General features: G+C 60.8%; 24 protein-coding genes. 18 read left to right on the top strand and 6 right to left on the bottom strand.

Going from position 1 to position 24064, the window contains the following annotated elements:
* Window positions 1–56: 56 nt before the first annotated feature.
* Window positions 57–1067: an LLM class flavin-dependent oxidoreductase gene (locus G6K99_RS07535; RefSeq protein ID WP_174196158.1), complete on the bottom strand. Its 1011-nt coding sequence runs from the start codon at window positions 1065–1067 to the stop codon at window positions 57–59.
* Between the two features lie 129 nt (window positions 1068–1196).
* Window positions 1197–2048, bottom strand: a complete 852-nt coding sequence (locus tag G6K99_RS07540) for a methyl-accepting chemotaxis protein (protein ID WP_174196159.1) — start codon at window positions 2046–2048, stop codon at window positions 1197–1199.
* Between the two features lie 218 nt (window positions 2049–2266).
* On the opposite strand from G6K99_RS07540, the gene ruvC reads away from it, so the two are divergent.
* The 6 genes from ruvC to G6K99_RS07570 all read left to right on the top strand — a co-directional run bounded on the left by ruvC (window position 2267) and on the right by G6K99_RS07570 (window position 6043).
* Window positions 2267–2776, top strand: coding sequence for a crossover junction endodeoxyribonuclease RuvC (ruvC, locus tag G6K99_RS07545; protein ID WP_062460782.1), 510 nt, complete (start codon window positions 2267–2269; stop codon window positions 2774–2776).
* A 181-nt stretch (window positions 2777–2957) separates the two neighbouring features.
* On the top strand, window positions 2958–3575 hold the full coding sequence (ruvA, locus tag G6K99_RS07550; RefSeq protein WP_062460779.1) for a Holliday junction branch migration protein RuvA: 618 nt from the start codon (window positions 2958–2960) through the stop codon (window positions 3573–3575).
* A gap of 212 nt (window positions 3576–3787) precedes the next feature.
* Window positions 3788–4828, top strand: a complete 1041-nt coding sequence (gene ruvB / locus G6K99_RS07555; protein WP_062460777.1) for a Holliday junction branch migration DNA helicase RuvB — start codon at window positions 3788–3790, stop codon at window positions 4826–4828.
* 31 nt (window positions 4829–4859) lie between these two features.
* Window positions 4860–5348 carry an NUDIX hydrolase gene (locus G6K99_RS07560; RefSeq protein ID WP_305798283.1) on the top strand — a complete coding sequence of 163 codons (489 nt, stop codon included), beginning with the start codon at window positions 4860–4862 and terminating at the stop codon, window positions 5346–5348.
* A gap of 55 nt (window positions 5349–5403) precedes the next feature.
* Window positions 5404–5625: a DUF2945 domain-containing protein gene (locus G6K99_RS07565; protein ID WP_174196161.1), complete on the top strand. Its 222-nt coding sequence runs from the start codon at window positions 5404–5406 to the stop codon at window positions 5623–5625.
* Window positions 5618–6043, top strand: a complete 426-nt coding sequence (locus tag G6K99_RS07570; protein ID WP_371816144.1) for a hypothetical protein — start codon at window positions 5618–5620, stop codon at window positions 6041–6043. The genes G6K99_RS07565 and G6K99_RS07570 overlap by 8 nt, the downstream gene beginning before the upstream one ends.
* A gap of 19 nt (window positions 6044–6062) precedes the next feature.
* Here G6K99_RS07570 and G6K99_RS07575 read toward each other — a convergent pair whose 3' ends face one another.
* Genes G6K99_RS07575 through G6K99_RS07585 form a run of 3 tightly spaced genes read right to left on the bottom strand, consistent with a single transcriptional unit; the run spans window position 6063 to window position 8966 of the window.
* Window positions 6063–6932, bottom strand: coding sequence for an NAD(P)-dependent oxidoreductase (locus G6K99_RS07575; RefSeq protein ID WP_174196162.1), 870 nt, complete (start codon window positions 6930–6932; stop codon window positions 6063–6065).
* Window positions 6929–7738: a glycosyltransferase gene (locus G6K99_RS07580; protein ID WP_174196163.1), complete on the bottom strand. Its 810-nt coding sequence runs from the start codon at window positions 7736–7738 to the stop codon at window positions 6929–6931. Before G6K99_RS07580 ends, G6K99_RS07575 begins: the two co-directional genes overlap by 4 nt.
* A gap of 7 nt (window positions 7739–7745) precedes the next feature.
* Window positions 7746–8966, bottom strand: coding sequence for an NAD-dependent epimerase/dehydratase family protein (locus tag G6K99_RS07585; RefSeq protein WP_113165977.1), 1221 nt, complete (start codon window positions 8964–8966; stop codon window positions 7746–7748).
* Between the two features lie 122 nt (window positions 8967–9088).
* Between G6K99_RS07585 and ybgC the strand changes: the two genes are divergently transcribed.
* The 10 genes from ybgC to glmM all read left to right on the top strand — a co-directional run bounded on the left by ybgC (window position 9089) and on the right by glmM (window position 20553).
* Window positions 9089–9538 carry a tol-pal system-associated acyl-CoA thioesterase gene (gene ybgC / locus G6K99_RS07590; protein WP_174196788.1) on the top strand — a complete coding sequence of 150 codons (450 nt, stop codon included), beginning with the start codon at window positions 9089–9091 and terminating at the stop codon, window positions 9536–9538.
* A gap of 267 nt (window positions 9539–9805) precedes the next feature.
* Window positions 9806–10525 (top strand): protein TolQ, encoded by a 720-nt coding sequence (gene tolQ, locus G6K99_RS07595; RefSeq protein ID WP_062460759.1) that lies wholly within the window; start codon window positions 9806–9808, stop codon window positions 10523–10525.
* A 27-nt stretch (window positions 10526–10552) separates the two neighbouring features.
* Window positions 10553–11011, top strand: coding sequence for a protein TolR (gene tolR, locus G6K99_RS07600; RefSeq protein ID WP_062460755.1), 459 nt, complete (start codon window positions 10553–10555; stop codon window positions 11009–11011).
* A gap of 9 nt (window positions 11012–11020) precedes the next feature.
* Entirely contained in the window at window positions 11021–12202 is a 1182-nt protein-coding gene (locus G6K99_RS07605) for a cell envelope integrity protein TolA (RefSeq protein WP_062460751.1), read from the top strand.
* A gap of 11 nt (window positions 12203–12213) precedes the next feature.
* Window positions 12214–13518: a Tol-Pal system beta propeller repeat protein TolB gene (tolB, locus tag G6K99_RS07610; RefSeq protein WP_062460748.1), complete on the top strand. Its 1305-nt coding sequence runs from the start codon at window positions 12214–12216 to the stop codon at window positions 13516–13518.
* A 173-nt stretch (window positions 13519–13691) separates the two neighbouring features.
* Complete coding sequence (pal, locus tag G6K99_RS07615) at window positions 13692–14234, top strand: peptidoglycan-associated lipoprotein Pal (RefSeq protein ID WP_062460745.1); 543 nt, start codon at window positions 13692–13694, stop codon at window positions 14232–14234.
* 305 nt (window positions 14235–14539) lie between these two features.
* The gene (gene ybgF / locus G6K99_RS07620; RefSeq protein ID WP_174196164.1) at window positions 14540–15562 is read left to right on the top strand and encodes a tol-pal system protein YbgF; all 1023 of its coding nucleotides are present in this window, start codon (window positions 14540–14542) and stop codon (window positions 15560–15562) included.
* A gap of 10 nt (window positions 15563–15572) precedes the next feature.
* On the top strand, window positions 15573–16907 hold the full coding sequence (tilS, locus tag G6K99_RS07625) for a tRNA lysidine(34) synthetase TilS (protein WP_174196165.1): 1335 nt from the start codon (window positions 15573–15575) through the stop codon (window positions 16905–16907).
* 103 nt (window positions 16908–17010) lie between these two features.
* Window positions 17011–18945: an ATP-dependent zinc metalloprotease FtsH gene (gene ftsH, locus G6K99_RS07630; RefSeq protein ID WP_062461836.1), complete on the top strand. Its 1935-nt coding sequence runs from the start codon at window positions 17011–17013 to the stop codon at window positions 18943–18945.
* 252 nt (window positions 18946–19197) lie between these two features.
* Entirely contained in the window at window positions 19198–20553 is a 1356-nt protein-coding gene (glmM, locus tag G6K99_RS07635; protein ID WP_062460737.1) for a phosphoglucosamine mutase, read from the top strand.
* 70 nt (window positions 20554–20623) lie between these two features.
* Here glmM and G6K99_RS07640 read toward each other — a convergent pair whose 3' ends face one another.
* The gene (locus G6K99_RS07640) at window positions 20624–22459 is read right to left on the bottom strand and encodes a glycoside hydrolase family 15 protein (protein WP_092659909.1); all 1836 of its coding nucleotides are present in this window, start codon (window positions 22457–22459) and stop codon (window positions 20624–20626) included.
* A gap of 114 nt (window positions 22460–22573) precedes the next feature.
* Between G6K99_RS07640 and G6K99_RS07645 the strand changes: the two genes are divergently transcribed.
* A complete protein-coding gene (locus tag G6K99_RS07645; protein ID WP_174196166.1) occupies window positions 22574–22762 on the top strand; it encodes a hypothetical protein in 189 nt (62 codons plus the stop codon).
* Window positions 22763–23008: 246 nt separating this feature from the next.
* A complete protein-coding gene (locus G6K99_RS07650) occupies window positions 23009–23842 on the top strand; it encodes an outer membrane protein (RefSeq protein ID WP_174196167.1) in 834 nt (277 codons plus the stop codon).
* Window positions 23843–24064 lie beyond the last annotated feature (222 nt).

Here is a 24064-nt window from a genome sequence, read left to right on the forward strand (position 1 = left end):
CGCCTCTCTAGTCATGAAATGAAGCGGGCCGGTCGTTGAGACCGGCCCGTATTCGTTTACGCGGCTCGCTGCAGCTGGCTATCCATCAGCGACAGCTGCGAAAACAATTCCACCGAGCGGAGACGCTTGTCGATATCGTGGATCGGCATCGAGATGATGAGCTCGTCGGCCTGGGTTTCGGCCAGGAACTCACCGAGCTTGCGTTCGATGGTTCGTGGCGAGCCGACCGCTGCGTAGCGCAACGTGTGCTCCACATTCATCTTCTCCATCGGCGTCCAGAAACCGTCCATCGTATCGAGCGGTTTCGGGAAAAGGCCGCGGACGTTCTTGCGCAGGTTGACAAACTGCTGCTGCGACGAGGTGAAGAGCCTGTTTGCTTCCTCATCCGTATCTGCTGCCACACCCATGACACCGGCCATCACATACGGTTTGTCGAGATCCGCCGAGGGCTGGAAGCGATCGCGGTAGATGGCGATCGCGTCGAGCAGCATATCTGGCGCAAAATGCGAGGCAAACGCGTAGGGGAGACCCAAAGCGGCCGCCACGTGGGCACTGTAGGTCGAGGAGCCGAGCAGCCAGATCGGCACATTCGCCTCGATTCCCGGCACGGCAAGGATTGCCTGGTTCGGGACGGGCGTTCCAAGCAGATGCTTGAGCTCGACGATATCCTGCGGGAAGTTTTCTGCGCCGGCATCGAGATTGCGTCTCAGCGCATTTGCCGTGCGCATGTCGGTTCCGGGCGCTCGGCCGAGGCCGAGATCGACACGGCCGGGGAGCAGCGCTTCCAGCGTGCCGAACTGTTCGGCGATCACAAGAGGAGAATGGTTTGGCAGCATGATGCCGCCGGAGCCAACCCGGATGGTCTTGGTCGCGGCGCCGACATGGGCGATGACGAGCGCGGTGGCCGCGCTGGCAATGCCCGGCATGCCATGGTGTTCGGCAAGCCAGAGGCGGTTATAGCCATGCTGTTCGGCCTTGATCGCAAGCCTGCGGGACTGGTCGAGAGCCTGGCTGACGGAATACCCTTCGCCGATCAGCGAAAGGTCGAGAATGGAAAACGGGATCATCGGCATATCCTGAAATGGATAGGAAAACGTGTTCTCCCTATCTAGGCAGCCGGTCTTGCAAATACGACCCCGCCGGCGATGAAAGTCGCTAGGCGGGGTCGGTGGAGGTCCGACAGTGAGGTCGCTGCCTCAGGTCTTGATCAGGCGCAGGAAGGGCTTGCGACCTCCCGACGACGGGGGCGATCCTTCAGGCGGAAAGACTGGTGGCGCCGGCAAAATGGTCACGTCGGAGTAGCGTGCGGCAGCGCGATCAATCTCGCCGATGCTGCGGTTCAGACTGTCGAGAACAAGCGGCGTGGTCAGGATTTCGGGGGCCCGGGCATCCTTTGCCTTGGCCATTTCGTCGAGCTCGCCAAGGATAGCCTCGGCCTCGGCCGCCTGAGCATCGGCGGATTCGGTCAGTTCCTCGACATTTTGGGCCAATGCATCGACGTAAAGGCCGATCGCACGCAGTTCGCGCTCGATCTCTTCGGTCTTGGCGCGGATTGCGCTCATGCCTGTAGCACTGGGCGTGCCGGCCGACAGTTCCATAGTCTCGATCAGCTTCAACGCGGCAGCGACCGCTTCGCGCGGTCGGCGCATGTCAAGCTTGGTATTGTGAGCGATCGTGCCGACGTGACGGGTGATTGCCTGACGCTGCTTGGCGCTTCTCTCATGCGCGCTCGTCTTTGACTTCGCGCGGGTAATTCTGTCTGCCTGATCCTGGCGGGCCTGAGCCTGGCTGCGCAGGATGGCGGCCATGGCTTCGGTGTCGGCCCGCATCGTCTCGACACTCGAAACGACGGTGCCGATGGTCCGGTCGATTGTTGCGAGGCCACGATTGAAATCGCGGCGCATGCCCTCGAAACGCAGGGGCATGGGTTCATCAAGTGTGGTGCGGATATCACCGCTTGCAAAGCGGCGCAGACCGCCGTCCAGGATGTCGGCGGTTCTGCGAAGATCGCGCAGCTCGGTCTCATTCCGATCATAGTCCCGTATCATTCGGGCGCCTCCTCGTGATTCTTAAGAAACCCTTTGTGACGAACCAACGCCATTAGGAAAAGGTTGTTGCGGTTGGATCACCACTTCTGCCCAAAACGATGCGGTTATGGTTAACAAAAGATGAACGCTTCCGACGGCTTCGGTCCGCATGTTGGCCTGCAGAGTCACTCCGCGTTTCGGCCTTGGCGCAGGATTCCCGGCGTGACACAACAGTTGCCATGACAAAACCGATTCGCATCATCGGCATCGATCCGGGGCTTCGCCGCACAGGGTGGGGTGTTATCGAGACACTGGGAAACTCGTTGCGCTTTGTGGCATCGGGGACGGTCGTGTCCGACGGTGACATCGACCTTGCCTCGCGCCTCTGCCAGCTGCACGATGGTCTGGCCGAAGTTGTGCATACCTACACGCCAGACGAGGCGGCGGTCGAGCAGACGTTCGTCAACAAGGATGCGGTGGCGACGCTGAAGCTTGGTCAGGCGCGTGGCGTCGTGATGCTGGTGCCGGCGCGTGCCGGGTTGCCTGTTTCCGAATATGCGCCAAACGCGGTCAAGAAAGCAGTGATTGGCGTTGGCCATGGCGAGAAGCAGCAGATCCACATGATGGTGAAGATCCTGATGCCGAAGGCGGAGTTCAAGGGTAACGATGCCGCCGACGCGCTGGCGATCGCCATCTGCCACGCCCATAACCGCGTTGCAAACCGCATGCGCCAAGCTTTGGCCGGCTGACGCATCATCCTCCTCTGTTCTTGACTTGTTCTTTAGCCCTCAGTAGGTATTTCGGCAGAGGCCGTACGCTCGCATCGGCTTCTGACGCGCGATGCAGCGCGCTATCGTGCCTGTTTCCCGATGCTCGGCATCATGATTTCCGGAACCCATTCTCCTTCATCCTCAGCGGCGGACCTAAGACATGATCGGCAAGCTCAAAGGCACTATCGACGAGATCGGCGAGGACTACGCGCTCGTTGACGTGCACGGCGTCTGCTACGAAGCCTTCTGTTCGGCCCGCACGCTGGCCCGCCTCAATGTGGGCGAAGCGGCAGTGCTGTTTATCGAGACCTATGTGCGCGAGGACCAGCTGAAACTGTTCGGCTTCCTGTCGGCACTGGAGCGCGAGTGGTTCAACCTCCTGCAGAGCGTGCAGGGCGTCGGCGCCAAGGTGGCGCTGGCCTTGCTCTCAACGCTGACACCGGGCGAACTGGCCAATGCGATTGCGCTGCAGGACAAGACCGCAGTTTCGCGGGCACCCGGCGTCGGCCCCAAGGTCGCCGTCCGCATTGTCACCGAACTCAAGAACAAGGCGCCCGCCTTTGCCGGCGAGGCATCCGCCAATATCGGCTTCAAGCAGGAACTGGGCGAGGGCGTGGCGTCTGCGCCCGTCAGCGATGCGGTCTCGGCGCTCACCAATCTTGGCTATTCTCGCGATCAGGCGGCCAATGCAGTCGCCGCAGCTTTGAAGGCAGCCGGTGAGGATGCCGACAGCGCCAAGCTGATCCGGCTGGGTCTGAAGGAACTGGCGAGGTCGTGATATCCGGGGTAAGCACTGGGATATCGATAGGGCCAGACGATTACGGGAAGTAACAGATTGGGTGCGTTCACGACTATGGCTCTTGAAGGTCAGATCAGGATAGCGATCAAGGGTCGCGACGTGCCGAGAGTTGCTGCTCCACATGGCCGGTGCCACTGCTCCATGACATCAGACACAAAGGCCGCATGCGCGCCCGAGATGGAATTTCTTGCATGACCGACGAAAACCGCCTCATCTCGCCGGAAAAACGGGGCGAAGATTTCGATACGGCGCTGCGCCCGCAGTCGCTCGACGAGTTTACCGGGCAGGCAGAGGCTCGCGCCAACCTCAAGATCTTCATCGAGGCCGCCAAGAACCGGGGCGAGGCCCTGGATCACGTGCTGTTCGTCGGCCCGCCGGGTCTCGGCAAGACCACGCTTGCGCAGATCATGGCCAAGGAACTGGGCGTGAATTTCCGCTCGACCTCCGGTCCCGTGATTGCCAAGGCCGGCGATCTGGCGGCGCTTCTCACCAATCTCGAAGACCGCGACGTGCTGTTCATCGATGAAATCCACCGTCTCAACCCGGCGGTCGAGGAAATCCTCTATCCGGCGATGGAGGATTTCCAGCTCGATCTGATCATCGGCGAAGGGCCGTCGGCACGGTCGGTCAAGATCGACCTGTCGAAATTCACGCTGGTTGCTGCCACGACCCGTATCGGGCTTTTGACCACGCCGCTGCGCGACCGGTTCGGCATTCCCGTGCGCTTGTCGTTCTACACGGTCGAGGAACTGGAAGGCATCGTCCGGCGTGGTGCGCGCCTGATGAACCTGCCGATGACCGATGGCGGCGCGCGCGAGATCGCACGGCGCGCCCGTGGCACGCCGCGTATCGCCGGACGGCTGTTGCGCCGTGTGCGTGATTTCGCCGAAGTGGCGCGTGCGGAAGCCGTGACCAAGGAGATCGCCGACGAGGCGCTGATCCGCCTCAATGTCGACCACGCCGGTTTCGACCAGCTCGACAAGCGCTATCTCAACATGATCGCCGTCAACTTCGGCGGCGGGCCCGTGGGTATCGAGACGATCGCGGCGGGACTTTCGGAGCCGCGCGACGCGATCGAGGACATTATCGAGCCCTACATGATCCAGCAGGGCTTTATCCAGCGCACGCCGCGGGGCAGGGTGCTGACGGCAGTCGCCTGGAAGCATCTCGGCCTGCAGCCGCCCAAGGATATGGAAGCGGCCCAGTTCAGGATCAGTTTCGACGATGAGTAAAAGCGACGAACCCCAGGATTTGCGCATCCGGATGAAGTTCAAGCCGAAGCGCATTTTTCAGATGCGCATCGCGGGGCTTGGTTTCCGCGATGGCCATGTGCTGGTGCACCGCGCCGTGCATGAGACGTTCTGGACCTTTCCCGGCGGACGCGCGGAAGTGGGCGAAACCTCCGAGGAAACCCTGAAACGCGAGATGGTCGAGGAACTCGGGGTCGAGGTGAAGGTCGGACGGCTGCTGTGGGCGGTCGAGAACTTCTTCCGCTACGAAGACCGCGACTGGCACGAACTCGGCTTCTACTACCTGATGGAGCTGCCGGAGAGCTTTCCGTTTCATCCGACCGATATCGTCCATCGGATCGTCGACACGCACGAACTCGAGTTCAAGTGGGTGAAGGCGACGAGGGTCTCGTTGAAGGCGCTGGATATCCCGCCCTATTTCATCGCGGACGAGATCGAAGATCTGCCAGCGAGCCCGAAACACGTGGTCTGGCGCGATGGCGATCTCGATCTGAAAGACTGATGTTGGAACATCCTTTGCTCGCTTGAGTTTTTTCAGGAGTAGAAGGAGATGATCCATGCAGAAGATCAGCGTCGGAAACGAAGTCGAATGGAAATGGGGAAAGTCGAAGGCCGAAGGCAAGGTCGCCGAGAAGTTCACCAAGGATGTCGAGCGCAAGATCAAGGGCAAGACGATCAAGCGCAAGGCAGATGCCGACAAGCCCGCCTTCCTCGTCAAGCAGGAAGACGGCGTCAAGGTTTTGAAAAGCCAATCGGAGCTGAAGAAGACCGATGGCTGAAAGATCTTCGCACGAACATCAGCACGAGCAGTCTAAGACTCGCGCGCGCAGCCCGTCCAAACCATCGCAGCTTGACCACAAGCCGCCGGCCGACGTTGCGGCTGCGGCAGAGAAGGGCTTGAAGCTGCGCGCCGAATACCGGCGTGGCGGCACGACGGTCGGGATAGCACGCGCTCGCGATCTTCAGCATCGCAAGCATCTGTCGGAACAGACGGTGAAGCGGATGGTAAGCTACTTCAAGCGTCACAATGTCGACAAGCGCTCCGACAATTTCGGCGACGACGGCAACCCATCTGCTGGTTACATTGCCTGGCTTTTGTGGGGCGGCGACGCCGGCCAGAAATGGGCCGAAGAGCACATGAAGCAGATCGACAAGACGAAGCACGAGGCCAAGACGCAACGCGCCTCGTCCCACTAGGGTCGTAGCGGGGATAAGATCAGGAGGAGGCGAGGCGGCGAATTGTTTGCGCAAGCGGCGGTTTGCCACCGCCCCTCCAGCCAAGCGCCTCGATCTTTGCCGTCGGCATGACGCGCACTTGCGACAGATCAGCCTTCTCGGGCAAGCGGCGGCCATTGTCGACGTGACTGAGGATCTCGCTTCGATCGGTGAGTATGTCTGACACGTTGAAACTTTCGCCGGCGATCCTGACGGCCTCGGCTTCCAGCATCAAACGAACGGCGGAGCCGACATCGCTGCCGTTTACTTCCGTTCCCGCACGCGGTTCGATGACGCCGCCGGAACGGTAGGTTTCAAACATCTGATCCCATTTGTTGGGTCTCAGATGTCCATAGACACCAGTCAACCGCAGGCTTGCAGTCGAAAAGTCCGGGTCGCAAAGCCCGGCGACTGCCAATTCGCCTTTATGCTTGATCTCGCCGTAGAGACTTGTCGGTGAAAGATCCGTGTCTTCGATCAGCGGCAACCCGTCAGGCAGGCCGTCATAGACAGCGCGGCTGGAGATGAGGACGGCGCGGCGGAGACCGGCTCGTTTGGCAGTCTCGAACAGTTTCATCGTGCCATCGAGGTTCATGCGGGCAAACCGCGTGGGATCGTCGCCTTCGCCGCCCCGGTATCTTCCCGCGACGTGGTCGAAGGCGGCGTGGACGAAGAAATCGGCACCGGTGAAGACATCACTCTGGTCGAGATCGGGATCGAGCGAGAGGGGGACGAATTCGACTGGTTTCGAGAACAGGTCGGTTTGCGGCCGTGTCCGGCCGCCGACAATCACCTCATAGCTGGCATCCAGCAGCGCCTCTACGACATAGCGGCCAACGAGCCCGGTTCCGCCGGAGACGAGGACCTTCATGGGAGGCGCGCCGGATTGGGGAGCGCGGCGATGTCAGGTGTGCGGCCTTCGTAGAAGTCCCGCCAGAGATCGATCAGCGGCTTCAACTGCTGCGCCTTCGGGTGATTCCGCTCCCAGGGCTTTTCATACTGGTAGTGGAGGATGCCGATGCTCTTCCAGTTCCAGAGATCCGGCATGGCGAACCATACATATTGCAGCATGTTCATGGTCACCGGCAGGCCGTGCCAGTCCGGAAAGAAGTGTTCCAGAAACGTCTGGTCGGTGCGGCGCCAGAAGACGTCGGGCACATCCAGCGCCGCCATCATACCGTCGAAGGTCTGCAGCGAGGGTTTGGCTACGAAGACGCCGGAGTTCATCCGGTGGAAGTCGGCCATGCTCTCGTAGACGTTCGGTGCCGCGGAAAACTCCGGATAGGCGAACAGCTTGTCTATGTTCTTCAGCACCAGCGCGTCCGCATCGACGAAAACGACCTTGTCGTAGTCGGTCAGCTGCCACAGGCGCAGCTTGCAGAAGTTGTCGAGCGGCGTGTGGAACTCCGGCTTGTTGCCTTTGGTAAAGGGCGCCGCCCCATGCAGGTTCTTTCGGGCGTGACGGTCGTTGAACGCGTCGGACAGCGGAAGGTGCGCGACTTCCACCAGCCTGCAGCCCAGGGCCTCGAGCGGGCCAAGGTCGGAAGCTGAGACCGCAGCCGTATGCAGCACGACGATCTCGGCCGTGGTCCCGGTCAGTTTGATCGACCGGGCCAGTGCCGTGGCGCCCATCGCGTAATCGGCATTGGTGACGAGGGTGACGAAGGCGTTTTTCATTGCGCCATCACGAGACGGATTTCAGCCGCATGCCTTCCGGATCGTGCTCCACTTTGGCGGCGATATCGCGCGTCCAGGCGGAAACGGCGGGGACACGGCTGCGATCGACGCGGTAGGCGTATTTCTTCGCGACATCAACGATCTCGGCGAGCAGGCCTTCGCCGAGCGTGGTTGGCTGCAGGCCAAGGCTCAGGAACTTGTCGTTCTTCACGACGAGATCGTTTTCGGGGGCTTCCTTGCGCGGGTTGGGCAGCCAGGCAATCTGCGCGCCACTCATCTTGGAGATCATTTCGGCCAGATCGCGCACCCGGTGGGTTTCCGTCATCTGGTTAAAGATCTCGACCCGGTTGTTGCGGGCAGGCGGTGTGTTGAGCGCGATCTCGATGCAGCGCACCGAATCCTGAATATGGATGAAGGCGCGCGTCTGGCCGCCGGTTCCGTGTACCGTCAGCGGATAGCCGATCGCCGACTGGATCAGGAAGCGGTTGAGAACCGTGCCGTAATCGCCGTCGTAATCGAACCGGTTGATCAGCTGCTCGTGGCGTCGGGTCTGTTCGGTGTGGGTTCCCCAGACGATGCCCTGATGGAGGTCGGTGATCCGCAGGCCGTCGTTCTTGGCATAGAAGGCAAACAGCTGCTGATCGAGGCATTTCGTCATATGGTAGATCGAGCCGGGATTGCTCGGATAAAGGATCTCCTGGCTGACGGTGCGTCCATCCATCGTCTCGATACCGACCGGGAGATACCCTTCCGGGATCGCCGCGCCGACGGTCGAGTAGCCATAGACACCCATCGTGCCCAGGTGGATGAGATGCGCGTCGAGATCGAGCTCGACCATGGCATTCAACAGGTTGTGCGTGGCGTTGACGTTGTTGTTGACAGTGTAGTTCTTGTGGCGGTCGCTCTTCATCGAATAGGGCGCTGCCCGTTGTTCGGCGAAATGGATGATGGCGTCTGGCCGGTTCGCCGCCAGCCAACCCTTCAGAAGCTCGTAATCCTTGGCAAGGTCGATCAGGTGAAAGTGGATGCGGCGGCCGGTCTCGGCGTGCCAGATGCGGGTCCGTTCCTGAATGCTGTCCATCGGCGTCAGCGACTGAACACCGAGTTCCGTATCGATCCAGCGGCGCGACAGGTTATCGAGAATATGCACCTCGTGGCCGGCATCGGACAGGTGAAGCGATGTCGGCCAGCCGACGAAACCATCGCCGCCAAGGACTGCAATCTTCATGAATGTTCTCTCCGTTCGCGGGTGCCCTATTTTATGCGGGCGGGAAGTATGACAGGACACCGAAAGTGGATCGGTATTCCGCCTTTATCCAGGGGATGAAGATGGAATTTCAAGGCAAGCTTATGACAGAGCAGAATTTTTTGTTATCCGGAGAACTGATCGAGGGCGGTCACAGCCTCGTCCAGCGGGTCTATTACGAGGACACGGACTTCTCCGGCCTCGTCTATCACGCCCGCTACCTGCACTTTCTCGAGCGCGGCCGAACCGATTATCTGCGTTGCCTCGGCTGCGTGCAGGGTGCGCTTCTGTCGGCGGATGAGGAGGGGCTGGTCTTCGTCGTGCACCGCATGGAGATCGACTTCAAGCAACCGGCCCGGATGGACGATATCCTGACGATCCGGACGATCACCGAAAAGGCAGGCGGCGCCAAGATGGTGCTGACCCAGGAAATTCGCCGCGGCGAAACGCTGCTGATCGCGGCGAAGGTGGTCATCGCCGTCATCAACAGACACGGCCGTCCACGACGACTGCCGGAGGCGATCGCGGAGAAGTTTCTGACAGTGCCGATCTGAGCTTTAGACAATAGAGCCAAAGCGCTGATCAAGCTTGCGGCCGTAACACATTATTAACGATAATGTAGTCTTACTAACCCGTGAGGAATTTGTGCAACGCACGCCTTCCTTTGACCAAATTTGAAGGCGAGAAGCCAAGCTGAAAACTCAGGACATCTTGGGCGTTAGGCGGCGATCTCGGCGGACAGAAACATTCTCGCGAGAGCGCGCTTTGGAACCCGCCCGGTTGTGAAATGCCGGGCGTTTGGATTCGGGGATTGAAGACAGATGGAACAGGTAGCTCTGGAAGCTGCGACGCATGACGTGAGCCTTTGGGCGCTGTTCATGCAGGCCGGACTGATCGTCAAGATGGTGATGATCGGGCTGATGGGTGCCTCGGTCTGGACCTGGGCGATCGTCATCGACAAATATATGAGCTTTGCCAAGGCGCGGCGCCAGTTCGATCAGTTCGAACAGGTGTTCTGGTCGGGTCAGTCGCTCGAAGAACTCTACCGCACCCTTGGCGAGCGCCAGAACACCGGCCTTGCCGCCATCTTCGTCGCTGCCATGCGCGAATGGAAGAAAAGCTTTGAGCGCGGCGCCCGTTCGCCGATCGGTCTCCAGATGCGTATCGACCGCGCCATGGACGTGACGATGTCGCGTGAAGGCGAGGCCTACGAGGCACGTCTTGGGTCGCTCGCAACCATCGGTTCGGCCGGTCCGTTCATCGGTCTGTTCGGTACCGTCATCGGTATCATGACCTCCTTCCAGGCGATCGCCGGATCGAAGTCCACCAACCTTGCGGTCGTTGCACCGGGTATCGCCGAAGCGCTCTTGGCAACCGCCATCGGCCTTGTTGCCGCTATCCCGGCAGTTATCGCCTACAACCGTTTCATGGGCGAGGCTGGCAAGCTTTCATCGCGGATGGAAGGTTTTGCCGACGAATTCTCGGCCATCCTTTCGCGCCAGATCGACGAGAAGCTGCAGCCACGCCAGGCCGCTCAGTAATCAGGCACAACGCCAGGAGTAAGCACCATGGGCATGTCGGCCGGAGGAGCAAAGTCGGGAGGCGGTCGTCGCGGACGTCGCGGTGGGCGAAGCCGTAGCGGCGCGATCAGCGAAATCAACGTCACGCCGCTTGTCGACGTCATGCTCGTGCTTCTCATCATCTTCATGGTCGCCGCACCGATGATGACTGTCGGCGTGCCGATCGACCTGCCTGAAACCCAGGCCAAGGCGATGAATTCCGATACGCAGCCGATCACCGTTTCGGTCAATCCGGAAGGGCAGATCTTCCTGCAGGAAACCCCGATCACGATCGACGAAATCCTGCCGAAGCTGCAGGCGATCGCCACGACCGGCTATAACGAGCGCATCTATGTGCGTGGCGACACTGCCGCTGCCTATGGCGTGGTGATGAAGGTCATGGCCCGCATTTCGTCTGCCGGTTACAAGAACCTCGGCCTCGTCACCCTTCAGGAACAGGAGCAGTGATCCCACGCCATGAAGGGTAGTATCGGCACATCGCTGGTTCTCCATTCGGTGCTTCTCGGCTGGGCGCTTGTCTCGCTGAGTTCACCGATGCAGCTCAACGTCGCCGACGTCGAGGCGCTTCCGGTCGACATTGTCCCGGTGGAATCGATCACCCAGATGCAGCAGGGTGACAAGAAGGCGCCTCTCACCGAAAAGCCTTCGGTGAAGGAAACTAAGAACCAGAAGGTCGTCGAAAACGCCGAGAATGCCGGCGAGAGCGACATCGACCTGAAGTCCCCGCCGACACCGGCCAAGAAGCCCCTGAAGACCGAAGCCGCCGCCGCGCCAAAGCCGGTGGAGCGCCCGACGCCGACCCCGACGGACGAGGACAACCAGGTCAAGGATATCGTCAAGGAAGAGACGGCGCCGAAGCCTCAGGAAGTGGCAGCGCTGCCGCAGCCGAAGCCGGAGCCGACCCCGCCAAAGCCCGAGCCGACGCCGCCCAAGGCCGAGACACCGCCACCGACCCCAACTCCGACCGAAGCCAAGACCGAGGAAGCGCCGCTCCCCGACAGCGTTCCGCTGCCGGCTGCCAAGCCGAAGCAGGAACCGCCGAAGGAGCAGGCAAAGCCCGTCGAAAAGCCGGTCGAGAAAAAGCCTGACCCGCCGAAGCCGACCGAAACCGCCAAGGCGGATACCAAGGCGACGGAAGCTTCCAAGCCGACCGACAAGAAGGAAGGCAAGAAGCAGGAGACCGCCAAGTCCTCGTCTTCCAAGGCCAGCGACTTCAATGCCGACCAGATCGCAGCGCTCCTCAACAAGCAGGACGCGTCCGGCGGCGGTGCGAAGCGTTCGACGTCGCCTGCTTCCACGGGCAGCACGAAGCCATCCACCGGTTCGAAGCTCAGCGTCAGCGAAATGGACGCACTGCGCGGCCAGATTGGCAAGAACTGGTCCTATATCGCCGGCATCGAAGGTGCAGAAGGCGTGGTCATCCGCGTCCATATGCGGCTCGACCAGTCGGGCATGATCGTCGGCGAACCCGAAGTTTCCTCAAGCGGCGGTTCAGATACGGCCCGCCGGACGCTCGAATCCAGCGCGCGCCGCGCTGTCTTGCGTTCGTCGCCGTTCAAGAACCTGCCGGCAGACAAATACGATGCGTGGAGCGAAGTCATCGTGAACTTCAGCCCCAGCGATCTTGATATGCTTTGAAAGGCCAAACCATGATCAGACGTTCCTTCCTCGGGCTCATGATGGCGTCCGCCGGTGCCGCCGCGATCTCCAACCCCGCAAACGCGGTGGTCGAGATCAACATCAACAAGGGCAATGTTGAGCCGCTGCCGATCGCGATTACCGATTTCCTGTCCAACAACGAGCTTGGCCCGCAGATTTCGCAGGTTATCGCCGCTGATCTTCAGCGCTCGGGCCTCTTTGCGCCTGTGAACAAGCAGGCGTTCATCGAAAAGATCACCGATCCGGGCCGTGCGCCGCGTTTCGAAGACTGGAAGGCGATCAACGCCCAGGCGCTGGTCGTCGGCCGTGTCAGCCGTGAAGGCGACGGTCGTCTGCGCGCCGAATTCCGTCTCTGGGATACGTTTGCCGGCCAGCAGATGACCGGCCAGCAGTTCTTTACTCAGCCGGAAAACTGGCGTCGTCTGGCGCACATCATCGCCGACGCGATCTATAAGCAGATCACCGGCGAGCAGGGCTACTTTGACACCCGCGTCGTGTTCGTATCCGAAAGCGGTCCGAAGACTGCCCGTCAGCGCCAGCTGGCAATCATGGACCAGGACGGTTTCAACGTCCGCATGCTGACCGGTACCAAGGATCTCGTTCTGACGCCGCGCTTTTCGCCGAGCCGTCAGGAAGTCACCTACATGTCGTTCGAGGGCAACCAGCCGCGGGTCTACCTGCTGCAGCTGGAAACCGGACAGCGCGAAGTGGTGGGCAATTTCCCGGGCATGACGTTCTCGCCGCGCTTCTCGCCTGACGGTCAGAAGGTGATCATGAGCCTTCAGCAGGAAGGCAACGCGAATATTTACACGATGGACCTGCGTTCGCGCACGACGACGCGCCTGACGTCGACGGCTGCGATCGATACCGCGCCATCCTATTCGCCCGATGGTGCGCGCATCACGTTCGAAAGCGACCGTGGCGGCCGCCAGCAGATCTACGTGATGGGGGCCGACGGTTCGGGCCAGAGCCGCGTCTCGTTCGGCGATGGTTCCTATTCGACGCCGGTCTGGTCGCCGCGTGGCGATCTGATCGCGTTCACCAAGCAGTCGGGCGGAAAGTTCTCGATCGGCGTGATGCGTCCGGACGGTTCTGGCGAGCGCATTCTGACATCGGGCTTCCATAACGAGGGTCCGACCTGGGCACCGAACGGGCGTGTTCTGATGTTCTTCCGCCAGAACGCCGGCGCCGGTGGTCCGCAGTTGTATTCGATCGATCTCAGCGGCTATAACGAGCAGATGGTCAAGACACCGGCATTCGGGTCCGACCCGGCCTGGTCGCCGCTTCTTGAATAGGAGGCACGTTTGAGGCGCGGCAGATCTGCCGCGCTTGCGTTCCAACCGGCAGCGAACGACTGAAAAATAGGGCACCGGAAGGAATTCGTTAACCATAAGCGTTTGATCATGGTTAACCTAAATCCGTTAGAGTTCGGCAACTCTGAAATTAAATTATCAAGGAGAGAACGGCCATGAGCCGCATTCATACCCCGGCGATGAGCCGTATGCAGACCCTCGCTCGCAACCCGGCCGTCATCGCTCTGACGCTGGCCCTCGCTCTCGCAGGCTGCGCCAACAAGAAGAACCTTCCGAACAACGCGGGTGACCTTGGCCTCAACGGCGGTGGCGCCGGCGGCTCGGCGACACCTGGCTCGAGCCAGGACTTCACGGTCAATGTCGGCGACCGGATCTTCTTCGATACCGACTCGACCTCGATCCGTGCAGATGCCCAGCAGACGCTCGATCGTCAGGCTCAGTGGCTGCAGCGTTACCCGAACTACGCGATCACCGTCGAAGGCCATGCCGACGAACGCGGTACCCGCGAATACAACCTAGCACTGGGCGCCCGTCGCGCTTCGTCCACCAAGGAATATCTTGCTTCGCGCGGCATTCCTGCCAACCGCATCAAGACCATTTCCTTCGGCAAGGAACGTCCGGTCGCAGTTTGCGACGACATCTCCTGCTGGTCGCAGAACCGCCGCGCGGTTACCGTTCTCGGTGGCGCTGGCATGTAATGCCGGTGAGGGGCGGGGCCAGTCCCCGTTCCACACATGACATTTTGGTGAGAAAAGGTGGCCTTCGCGCCACCTTTTTTGTTTTTCCTTAGTTTGGCCCCGTTTCCCTTGATTTTGAACGTCGACTTGGTTGCTTTTTGACGGCAGTTCAGAAAAATCCGTATTGCGCCAATCCGGCGCAAGCTACAGCGCCGCGCACCGGGTTTCCGATGCGCACAGCGCGTTGTAGAACATAGGTTGCGCTTCGTTCTTTCCGAAAGCCATTCCGGCTTGCGGGCCGAAGCGCGGGAAGCAGGACGGACGACATGAAGAAAATTGTCTTGGCAGCGATGCTGGGGCTGGCGGCGATGGCGGGCCCTGCTGGGGCCTTCTCATTTCCGAAACTCTTCCAGGGCGAGCAAAGCGTTCCGCAACAGCCGCAGGCCGAACAACGGCCTGTGATCCTCGCGCAGGGCGGCGATGCCGTCCGGACGCAGCAGCTTCAGGAAGAGGTACGGCAGCTTAACGGCCGTATCGAGGAAATGAGTTATCAGCTCCTGCAGATGCAGGAACAACTGCGCAAAACGCAGGAAGATAACGAATTCCGTTTCCAGGACCTGGAAAAGAAGAAGAGAAGCGACTTGGGCGACACGGGCGGGCAACCGGCCGTGGCGTCCAACCGCCCTTCGTCTTCGGCTTCCTCCGGCGAAACCTCCCCGCCCGCCGCGCAAAGCGCCGACGACGTGGCTCGCATCATCGGTGAGCCATCCAGCCCATCCGCGACCACAGGCAACCGCGCCGCACCTGCGCCAACAACGCTTGGATCGATGAATCTCGACACGAGCGGAAATACTGTCGGTGCGTCCCGCAACGACAATGCCCGCAATTCGGCCGGTCTTCCCGGTGTTGCTTCCGGCTCGTCGCGAAGCGGTGGGTCCCAGGATCCGCAGCAGACGGCCTCGCTCGGCAGTGAGGGCGACAGCTACAAGATCGCCTATGACCATGTTCTTTCCGGCGACTACCCGCTCGCCGAGAAAGAGTTCTCCAGCTACCTCGCCAGCTACCCGAAGAGCTCACGGGCCGCAGACGCCAATTTCTGGCTCGGCGAAGCGCAGTTCTCGCAGGCGAAATATGCCGATGCGGCAAAGACCTTTCTCAACGCGCACCAGACCTACGGCAAGTCCGCCAAGGCGCCGGAAATGCTGTTGAAGCTCGGCATGTCGCTTGCGGCACTCGACAACAAGGACACCGCCTGCGCGACGCTTCGCGAGGTTCCCAAGCGCTATCCGAATGCGCAGCGCGCCGTGCTCGGCAAGGTGACGACCGAGCAGAAGCGGCTGTCCTGCTGATCCTGCGGCGGTGACCACCCCGGATCCATCCCCGCAGTCAGCGGTTCGTGAATTTCTCGCCGGTCTTTCAAGGCCGGCGAAACTGCTTGTGGGGATCTCCGGCGGCAGTGATTCGACCGGGCTTCTGCTCGCGCTTCAGGAGGCGATGGCCACTGACCCGGAAGGCGGGATCGAACTTGCCGCCGCCACGATCGATCATGCGCTGCGAGCCGAATCAGGCGCGGAGGCCGGCGCGGTGGCATCTCTTTGCGCACGCAAGGGCATTCCCCACACGATCCGCCGCTGGGACGGCGACAAACCAACGACCGGCATTCCGGCTGCTGCACGAGAAGCTCGCTACCGGCTGCTGATGGAGATCGCTGATGAGATCGCAGCCACCGCCATCCTCACGGGCCATACGCTGGACGACCAGATCGAAACGGTGGCGATGCGCGCAGTGCGCAACGGCACGAAGGGCAAGCTGGGTCTGGCGGGCATGGCAGGTGCAGTCCTGCTCGACAGACGGCGCTGGCTGCTGCGACCGTTTCTGTCTGTGCGTCGCTCAGCGATCCGGGATTTTCTTGCAGCGGGAGGCGAGGGCTGGATCGACGACCCGAGCAATCTCGACAGCCATTACGAGAGGGTCAGAACTCGAAATGCCCTCACGGGCATCGAAACGGTGACGATGGACGAGATCGCTGCGGCCGGCGCTTCGCGAACGCGTCTGTCCCGCCAAGCGGCGGAACTGGCCCGCGAGCAGCTGACCATCAGCCATGGGGTTCTCTCCTACCTGCGGGTCGAAGCATTGGGCGGCGATCCACTGGCTCGGGACCATCTGCTCGGACATCTCATCGCGCTCCTGGGCGGACGGGAACACGTTCCGTCGACCGAGACGATGACACGGGTCGCGGCATTTTTGGATGGCCGGCACCTCGGCCGAATGTCTGCAGGGCGGGTCATCTTCGATCTGCGTCGGGATGGGCTGTATCTTTACCGGGAAAGCCGCAATCTGAACCCTGTTCGCATCGCGGCGGGGGCGGTGAAGGTCTGGGATGGCCGATACCGCGTCCACAACCCAACCAATAGCGAAATCGTGATCGGGCCGACCATTCCCGATCGCACGCTGGCGGGCTCGCTTTTCCCGAATGCGCCCGGGTCGGTCGCGATGCGGGCCATGGCGGCAATGCCACAGGTGCAAACACTCGAAACTGGCCTGCTGCACGCGATTGACATGCACCCGGTCCTGGGGACGTTCGAACGCTTCCTGTCGCAGTTCGAGCTCGAGATTGCAGCCCAGTTCGCCGATTTGGTCGGATGCGACGATATACCCCCGCTTCCGGTTAAGCTTTCGCAGCGGAAAAGCTAGGCGTCCGTACCGGTTCGCCTTGGCAATGCCAAAGCTCAACCCTATGTTAGGTTCCAAGAAGGGCGGTCGCCATGATGTGACCGTTGGCATACTGGGGAGTTCGATGAACCCAAATTTTCGTAATTTTGCCCTCTGGGCCATTATAGCCCTGCTGCTGATCGCTTTGTTCAGCATGTTCCAGACGGCGCCGTCGCAGACGTCCTCGCGCGAAATTCCGTATTCGCAGTTCCTGCGTGATGTGGATTCAGGTCGCGTTCGCGACGTCGTCGTGACCGGCAATCGTGTCCTCGGCACCTATACCGAGAACGGCACCAACTTCCAGACCTACTCCCCGGTCATCGATGACAGCCTGATGGAGCGTCTTCAGTCGAAGAACGTCTCGATCATGGCTCGCCCCGAGACAGACGGATCGTCTGGCTTCCTGAGCTATATCGGCACGCTGTTGCCGATGCTGCTGATCCTCGGTGTCTGGCTGTTCTTCATGCGTCAGATGCAGGGTGGCTCACGCGGTGCGATGGGCTTCGGCAAGTCGAAGGCGAAGCTTCTGACCGAAGCACATGGCCGCGTCACGTTTGAGGACGTTGCCGGCGTCGACGAAGCCAAGGCCGACCTCGAGGAAATCGTCGAATTCCTGCGCGATCCGCAGAAGTTCCAGCGCCTCGGCGGTCGTATCCCGCGCGGCGTGCTGCTTGTCGGCCCTCCGGGTACCGGTAAGACGCTGCTGGCCCGTTCGGTCGCAGGTGAAGCCAACGTGCCGTTCTTCACGATCTCCGGTTCGGACTTCGTGGAAATGTTCGTCGGTGTCGGTGCATCCCGTGTGCGCGACATGTTCGAGCAGGCCAAGAAGAATGCGCCCTGCATCATCTTCATCGACGAAATCGACGCCGTCGGCCGTCACCGTGGCGCAGGCCTTGGCGGTGGTAACGACGAACGCGAGCAGACGCTGAACCAGCTTCTGGTCGAGATGGACGGCTTTGAGGCGAACGAGGGTATCATCCTCATCGCCGCAACCAACCGTCCTGATGTTCTCGATCCCGCACTTCTGCGTCCAGGCCGTTTCGACCGTCAGGTCGTCGTGCCGAACCCTGACATCGTCGGTCGCGAACGCATCCTCAAGGTTCACGCGCGCAACGTGCCGCTTGCTCCCAACGTGGATCTCAAGGTTCTTGCCCGTGGTACGCCCGGTTTCTCCGGTGCCGACCTCATGAACCTTGTCAACGAATCTGCCCTGATGGCAGCGCGCCGCAACAAGCGTCTCGTCACCATGCAGGAATTCGAAGACGCCAAGGACAAGATCATGATGGGTGCCGAGCGTCGCTCGTCCGCCATGACTGAAGCCGAAAAGAAGCTTACCGCCTATCACGAAGCCGGTCATGCGATCACCGCCCTCAAGGTGGCCGTTGCCGATCCGCTGCACAAGGCGACCATTATTCCGCGCGGCCGTGCGCTCGGCATGGTCATGCAGTTGCCGGAAGGCGACCGCTATTCGATGAGCTACAAGTGGATGGTATCGCGCCTGACCATCATGATGGGTGGCCGCGTTGCTGAAGAACTGACGTTCGGCAAGGAAAATATCACGTCGGGTGCATCCTCGGATATCGAGCAGGCGACAAAGCTTGCCCGCGCCATGGTCACCCAGTGGGGCTTCTCCGACATCCTCGGTCAGGTCGCCTATGGTGAGAACCAGCAGGAAGTGTTCCTCGGCCATTCGGTTTCGCAGTCGAAGAACGTCTCCGAATCGACGGCCCAGAAGATCGACAGCGAAGTTCGCCGCCTGATCGACGAAGCCTATACGGAAGCGCGCCACATCCTGACTGAATACCACGATCAGTTCGTGGCCATCGCTGAGGGCCTTCTCGAGTACGAAACCCTTTCGGGTGACGAAATCAGAGCGCTGATTCTCGGCCAGAAGCCGTCGCGTGACCTTGGCGACGATTCGACGCCAAGCCGTGGTTCGGCTGTGCCGAGCGCCGGTGCAAAGAAGGACGAGCCGAAGGGCGATGCGCCCGAAGGCGGTCTTGAACCTCAGCCGCACTGATCTCTACTGCATCAAACCTATTGAAGCCGCTGCGGAAACATCCGCGGCGGCTTTTGCTTATCGACCTTAGCAGGGCTGGTTCGGTAACGGGATATAAGCGATTTTGACGGTAATTTAGGTGCCAACGCAGATGAACTGTGGCATGAGCCGATCTTGGACGGCAGTGCCGCCGATCCGCTCGGGCATGTTGCACATACAGACATAACCGGGCGAAGACCGCGCTTTTGAGAGCGCGTGTACCAGGGAGCTTACATGACACGCCGCTATTTTGGGACTGATGGCATCCGCGGGCATTCCAACGTCTATCCGATGACGCCAGATCTTGCGATGCGCGTCGGTATTGCCGTCGGAACAATTTTTCGCAACGGAACGCACCGCCACCGCGTGGTGATCGGCAAGGATACCCGTCTTTCCGGCTACATGCTGGAAAATGCCATGGTCGCAGGCTTTACCGCAGCCGGCCTCGACGTGTTTTTGCTTGGCCCGATCCCGACGCCCGCCGTTGCCATGCTGACGCGCTCCCTGCGTGCGGATGTCGGCGTGATGATTTCCGCTTCACACAACCCGTTCGAGGATAACGGCATCAAGCTGTTCGGCCCCGACGGCTACAAGCTTTCCGATGAGCTGGAAATGCGGATCGAGGATCTGCTCGACAGCGACCTCCATTCGCAGCTGGCAAAATCGGCCGATATCGGTCGCGCCAAGCGCGTCGAGGGCGATATCTACCGTTATATCGAACAGGCCAAGCGCACGCTCCCGCGTGACGTGACGCTGCACGGTCTTCGGGTCGCGATCGATTGCGCCAATGGTGCCGCCTACAAGGTCGCGCCGCTGGCTCTGTGGGAGCTCGGCGCCGAAGTGGTCACTATCGGCAACGAGCCGAACGGCACCAACATCAATCTCGATTGCGGCTCAACCAGCCCGGCGGCGCTGCAGCGCAAGGTCCACGAGACGCGCTCCGATATCGGCATTGCGCTCGACGGCGACGCGGACCGTGTCATCATCGTCGACGAGAATGGCGATATCATCGATGGCGACCAGCTGATGGCGGTCATCGGCGAAAGCTGGGCGGAAGACGACAAGCTGACCGGTGGCGGCATTGTCGCGACCGTCATGTCCAATCTCGGGCTCGAGCGCTTCATGGAGACCAAGGGCCTGACGCTTGCTCGCACCAAGGTCGGCGACCGGTATGTGGTCGAGCACATGCGCAATCACGATTTCAACGTGGGTGGCGAACAGTCCGGTCATATCGTGCTGTCGGATTTCGGCACCACCGGTGACGGTCTTGTCGCAGCCTTGCAGATTCTTGCCCGCGTCAAGCGGCTCGATCGCCCGGTGAGCGAAGTCTGCCGCCGGTTCGAGCCGGTGCCGCAGCTTTTGAAAAACGTGCGCTTTGCCGGTGGCAAGCCGCTGGAAAACGCCGTCGTTCGTCAGGCGATCGCGGATGCGGAAGCCGAGCTTGCCACCAAGGGCCGCCTCGTCATCCGCCCGTCGGGCACCGAGCCGCTGATCCGTGTTATGGCTGAAGGCGACGACCGGGCCCAGGTGGAGCGGATCGTCGGCGATCTCGTCACGGTAATTGCCAACGCCAGACCGGAAGCGGCCTGACGGATCGTTCGGATCTAAGCCTCTCCCGGCTATGACGGGAGAGGGGGCGCGACCTCGTGGCCGTTCGCTGTTACGGCCGCCACTGCCTAAACTTGCCGTCCAAAGCGCCGTCGAGGTAGAAGGCGGCGCTGATCAGGGCGAGGTGGGTAAAGGCCTGCGGGAAGTTGCCGAGGAACTCACCGCGCGGATCGAATTCTTCCGCATAGAGCTGCAGGTGATTGCCGAACAGGAGCAGCTTTTCCATGTTGATCTCGGCTTCCGCCAGGCGACCGGCGCGGGCGAGGCACTCCACATACCAGAATGAACAGGCGGCGAAGAAGCCTTCATCGCCGTCCAGGCCGTCCTTGCGCTTGTAGCGCATGACGAGCGCATCATCGGCCAGTTCGTTGCCGATTGCATCGAGCGTCGCCAGCCAGGCCGGGTCGGTGGCACTGATGAAGCGCACGAGCGGCATCATCAGCATGGACGCGTCGAGATCACTGCCACCCTTGGCATGAACGAAGTGCCCGAGATCGGCATTCCAGAAGTTTGCCCAGATGTCGTCGCTGATGGCATTGCGTGCCTCGACCCAGCGTCCGAACGGAGCTGTTAGCGACCGCTTCTGCGCGAGCCGGATGGCACGATCCACCGCGACCCAGCACATAAGCCGGGAATGCAGATGTTCCTGGGGCTCGCTGCGGATTTCCCAGATGCCGGCATCGGCGTCCTGCCAGATGTCGCATACGTGGTCGACGATACGCCGGACAGCATTCCAGTTGTCGTGAGAGATCGCCTCGCCGTATTTGTTGCTGATATAGACCGAATCGAGAAGCTCGCCGTAGATGTCGAGCTGGATTTGTTCGGCGGCATTGTTGCCGACGCGGATGGGTTTGGCGCCACCATAGCCCGAGAGGTGGTCGAGTTCCTGTTCGGTGTCGACGCGACTGCCATCGAGATTGTACATGATCTGTATTTCCCCACCTGGCGACCGGTCCGTCCTGTCGACGAGCCAATGGGAAAATGCGTTCGCTTCGTCCTGATAGCCAAGCCGCATCAGCGCGTAGATCGTGAAGGAGGCATCCCGGATCCAGGTCGCACGGTAATCCCAGTTTCGCGGGCCGCCCGGAGCTTCGGGCAAACCGAATGTGCCCGCTGCGGCGATGGAACCGTTCTTTTGCGAGGTCAAAAGCTTGAGCGCCAGTGCCGAGCGGGTGACGGAGGAGCGCCAGCGACCGGTATAGGTCGAGCGTTTTGCCCAGCCCTGCCAGTATTCTATGGCGTCCGCGATTGCAGCGCTGACAGCGTCCTTGTCCCAGACGTCGCCGTCGTTTCCGTCCAGAACAAAGTCGGCCGTCTCTCCGGCTTTCAATGAAAACGTGGCGCTGACACCGCCGTCTTCCTTTTCGAAGGTCACCGGGCCCGAGAGGCGAAGGGTGAAATCACCGCAGCGGAACGTTGACACGCCGCCGTCGACCGTGACCTCGGGCACCTTGCGGGCATAGTCGAAGCGCGGCCAGCAACGCAGCGAAAACGTCATCTCGCCGCGGGTGACTTCAACCCGGCGGATCAGGTTCTCCACCCCGTCCTCGGTTTTTGGCACCGGCATCAGATCGACCACTTCGGCGCTCTGGTGCTGTCCGAGCCAGCGGGTGAGGAGGACGTTGGTCTCGGGGATATACATCTGCAGACGACGGGCATCGTCGATGTCAGGCGAAAGCTCGAACGCGCCGCCCTTTTCCGGATCGAGGAGTGCGGCAAAGATGCTGGGACTGTCCAGATCCGGCCAGCAGAGAAAATCGATCGCACCATCGCGCGCAACCAGCGCTAGGGTTCTCAGATTGCCGACCGCACCATGTTCGGCGATCGGTCGCGGCACGTCGGCGTGGACCGCCAATGATTTCCCAGTATCGGTATTCAGTTGTGTCAAAACCTGACCCTTTCCTATGCAGAACGGACAACTCCGAAGCAGCAGATCGGTTCGCCGATAACGTCTTGGCTCGCCAAGAAGTTACCCCTGATTTTTTAGGGATCGAACTTCGAGATGGTGCGTTCACTTTCCCGCAAGGACGGGATGGAAGAGATGCAGCACGTGAAAATCGAAGCTGTCCGCAGGGCAGCGGTCAAACTTGTCGCAAGGCATGAGCAGGAAAAACTGAGGAATGCGCTCGCCGACCATCTTCGATCCGTGGCCGAGCTGAAACGCAAAGCCAAAGCGGACCGGGAAGGCTGACCGACGCGAGTGGGCGGCAGGCGAGGGCGTCATTCACGAAAAATTCGCCGATAATTTTTTAGAATTCACTTATATAATGTGAACATGTCGTTAAGAGCAGTGTGCTGTTAACCGCAAATCTTCACGAATATAACCTTGCTGGGGTTATAGTTAATCAGCATTTAACCTTTTTTCTTCATTCTTCATTGTCAAAGAGGTGGCCGGGCGTCGTGCCTGCCATTGACGCGACAAGCTTGGAGATGAGCCATGAAGAAGTGCCTAGCAGCCACGATGGCGTTCTTGCTGACGACCACCGTTGCCTATTCCGCGGATGTCTATCAGCCGCAGCCGGAAGCCTTTCAGGATGCACCGGAAGTGACCGTTCAAGAGTCGACCGGGTGGTACCTGCGCGGCGACGTCGGTTATTCCTTCAACAAGCTGCGCGGCGCCAAGTTCTTTCAGGGCGGCAGCTCGGAAAGCGAAACGGATTTCCGGTCGACGGATATCGACGACAGCTTCACGTTCGGCGGTGGTGTCGGTTACCAGATCAACAACTACCTGCGCTCGGACGTGACTTTCGATTACCTGACGAAGAGCGACTTTGAAGGGTCGACAAGCGGCAGCTGCGGCGTGGCGACGGACTGCATCTCCAAGGATCGCGCCTCGATGAGGGCGTATAGCCTTCTCGCCAACGTCTATGTCGACCTCGGCACCTATGCGTATTTCACGCCCTATGTCGGCGCCGGTATCGGTGCGACCTACGTGAAATGGGACAAGCTGCGCAACACGTCCTGCGCCACCGGAAACCCGGCGCTTTGCGATGATTCGGTTGAACACGGCGGCAAGGGCTCGTGGCGCGCGACCGGTGCCCTGATGGCTGGCGCGACCATCGACGTGACCTGCAACGTCAAGGCCGATGTCGGCTACCGCTTCCGCTATGTCGATGGCGGCGACATGTTCGGTTACGCTTCGAATGGTGGTCCGGGCCGCGACAAGGGCTTCTACAGCCACGAAGCACGCCTTGGCGCTCGCTACGTCTTCGGCGGCTGCGCGACACCCGTCGCCTACGAGCCGGAACCGGCTCCGCTGGTCTACAAGTAAGCTTCATCTCGATCTCGAGAAAAAAGGGTCGCCTTCCGGGCGGCCTTTTTTCGTTTGCGGCCCCGACGAAGACGAATTTCCGTCTGGCCCCGCTGCTTAGCCCTGTCATCTCACTGGGACACCGGAACCGTTACGGGGACTGCACGATAGAGCCCGGTCACAGCACCAACCGCATCGGCAGCCATTCACGAACTCTTGACGAACGCACTCTCCGCCCAAATT

It is taken from the genome of Neorhizobium sp. AL 9.2.2 (assembly GCF_013317225.1).
Classification (GTDB): domain Bacteria; phylum Pseudomonadota; class Alphaproteobacteria; order Rhizobiales; family Rhizobiaceae; genus Neorhizobium; species Neorhizobium soli.

Excerpts from the sequence above, each read along its gene's own strand:
- G6K99_RS07535 (WP_174196158.1), bottom strand. The coding sequence starts at position 1,067 with ATGATCCCGTTTTCCATTCTCGACCTTTCGCTGATCGGCGAAGGGTAT.
- G6K99_RS07540 (WP_174196159.1), bottom strand. The coding sequence starts at position 2,048 with ATGATACGGGACTATGATCGGAATGAGACCGAGCTGCGCGATCTTCGC.
- ruvC (WP_062460782.1), top strand. The coding sequence starts at position 2,267 with ATGACAAAACCGATTCGCATCATCGGCATCGATCCGGGGCTTCGCCGC.
- ruvA (WP_062460779.1), top strand. The coding sequence starts at position 2,958 with ATGATCGGCAAGCTCAAAGGCACTATCGACGAGATCGGCGAGGACTAC.
- ruvB (WP_062460777.1), top strand. The coding sequence starts at position 3,788 with ATGACCGACGAAAACCGCCTCATCTCGCCGGAAAAACGGGGCGAAGAT.
- G6K99_RS07560 (WP_305798283.1), top strand. The coding sequence starts at position 4,860 with ATGAAGTTCAAGCCGAAGCGCATTTTTCAGATGCGCATCGCGGGGCTT.
- G6K99_RS07565 (WP_174196161.1), top strand. The coding sequence starts at position 5,404 with ATGCAGAAGATCAGCGTCGGAAACGAAGTCGAATGGAAATGGGGAAAG.
- G6K99_RS07570 (WP_371816144.1), top strand. The coding sequence starts at position 5,618 with ATGGCTGAAAGATCTTCGCACGAACATCAGCACGAGCAGTCTAAGACT.
- G6K99_RS07575 (WP_174196162.1), bottom strand. The coding sequence starts at position 6,932 with ATGAAGGTCCTCGTCTCCGGCGGAACCGGGCTCGTTGGCCGCTATGTC.
- G6K99_RS07580 (WP_174196163.1), bottom strand. The coding sequence starts at position 7,738 with ATGAAAAACGCCTTCGTCACCCTCGTCACCAATGCCGATTACGCGATG.
- G6K99_RS07585 (WP_113165977.1), bottom strand. The coding sequence starts at position 8,966 with ATGAAGATTGCAGTCCTTGGCGGCGATGGTTTCGTCGGCTGGCCGACA.
- ybgC (WP_174196788.1), top strand. The coding sequence starts at position 9,089 with ATGACAGAGCAGAATTTTTTGTTATCCGGAGAACTGATCGAGGGCGGT.
- tolQ (WP_062460759.1), top strand. The coding sequence starts at position 9,806 with ATGGAACAGGTAGCTCTGGAAGCTGCGACGCATGACGTGAGCCTTTGG.
- tolR (WP_062460755.1), top strand. The coding sequence starts at position 10,553 with ATGGGCATGTCGGCCGGAGGAGCAAAGTCGGGAGGCGGTCGTCGCGGA.
- G6K99_RS07605 (WP_062460751.1), top strand. The coding sequence starts at position 11,021 with ATGAAGGGTAGTATCGGCACATCGCTGGTTCTCCATTCGGTGCTTCTC.
- tolB (WP_062460748.1), top strand. The coding sequence starts at position 12,214 with ATGATCAGACGTTCCTTCCTCGGGCTCATGATGGCGTCCGCCGGTGCC.
- pal (WP_062460745.1), top strand. The coding sequence starts at position 13,692 with ATGAGCCGCATTCATACCCCGGCGATGAGCCGTATGCAGACCCTCGCT.
- ybgF (WP_174196164.1), top strand. The coding sequence starts at position 14,540 with ATGAAGAAAATTGTCTTGGCAGCGATGCTGGGGCTGGCGGCGATGGCG.
- ftsH (WP_062461836.1), top strand. The coding sequence starts at position 17,011 with ATGAACCCAAATTTTCGTAATTTTGCCCTCTGGGCCATTATAGCCCTG.
- glmM (WP_062460737.1), top strand. The coding sequence starts at position 19,198 with ATGACACGCCGCTATTTTGGGACTGATGGCATCCGCGGGCATTCCAAC.
- G6K99_RS07645 (WP_174196166.1), top strand. The coding sequence starts at position 22,574 with ATGGTGCGTTCACTTTCCCGCAAGGACGGGATGGAAGAGATGCAGCAC.
- G6K99_RS07650 (WP_174196167.1), top strand. The coding sequence starts at position 23,009 with ATGAAGAAGTGCCTAGCAGCCACGATGGCGTTCTTGCTGACGACCACC.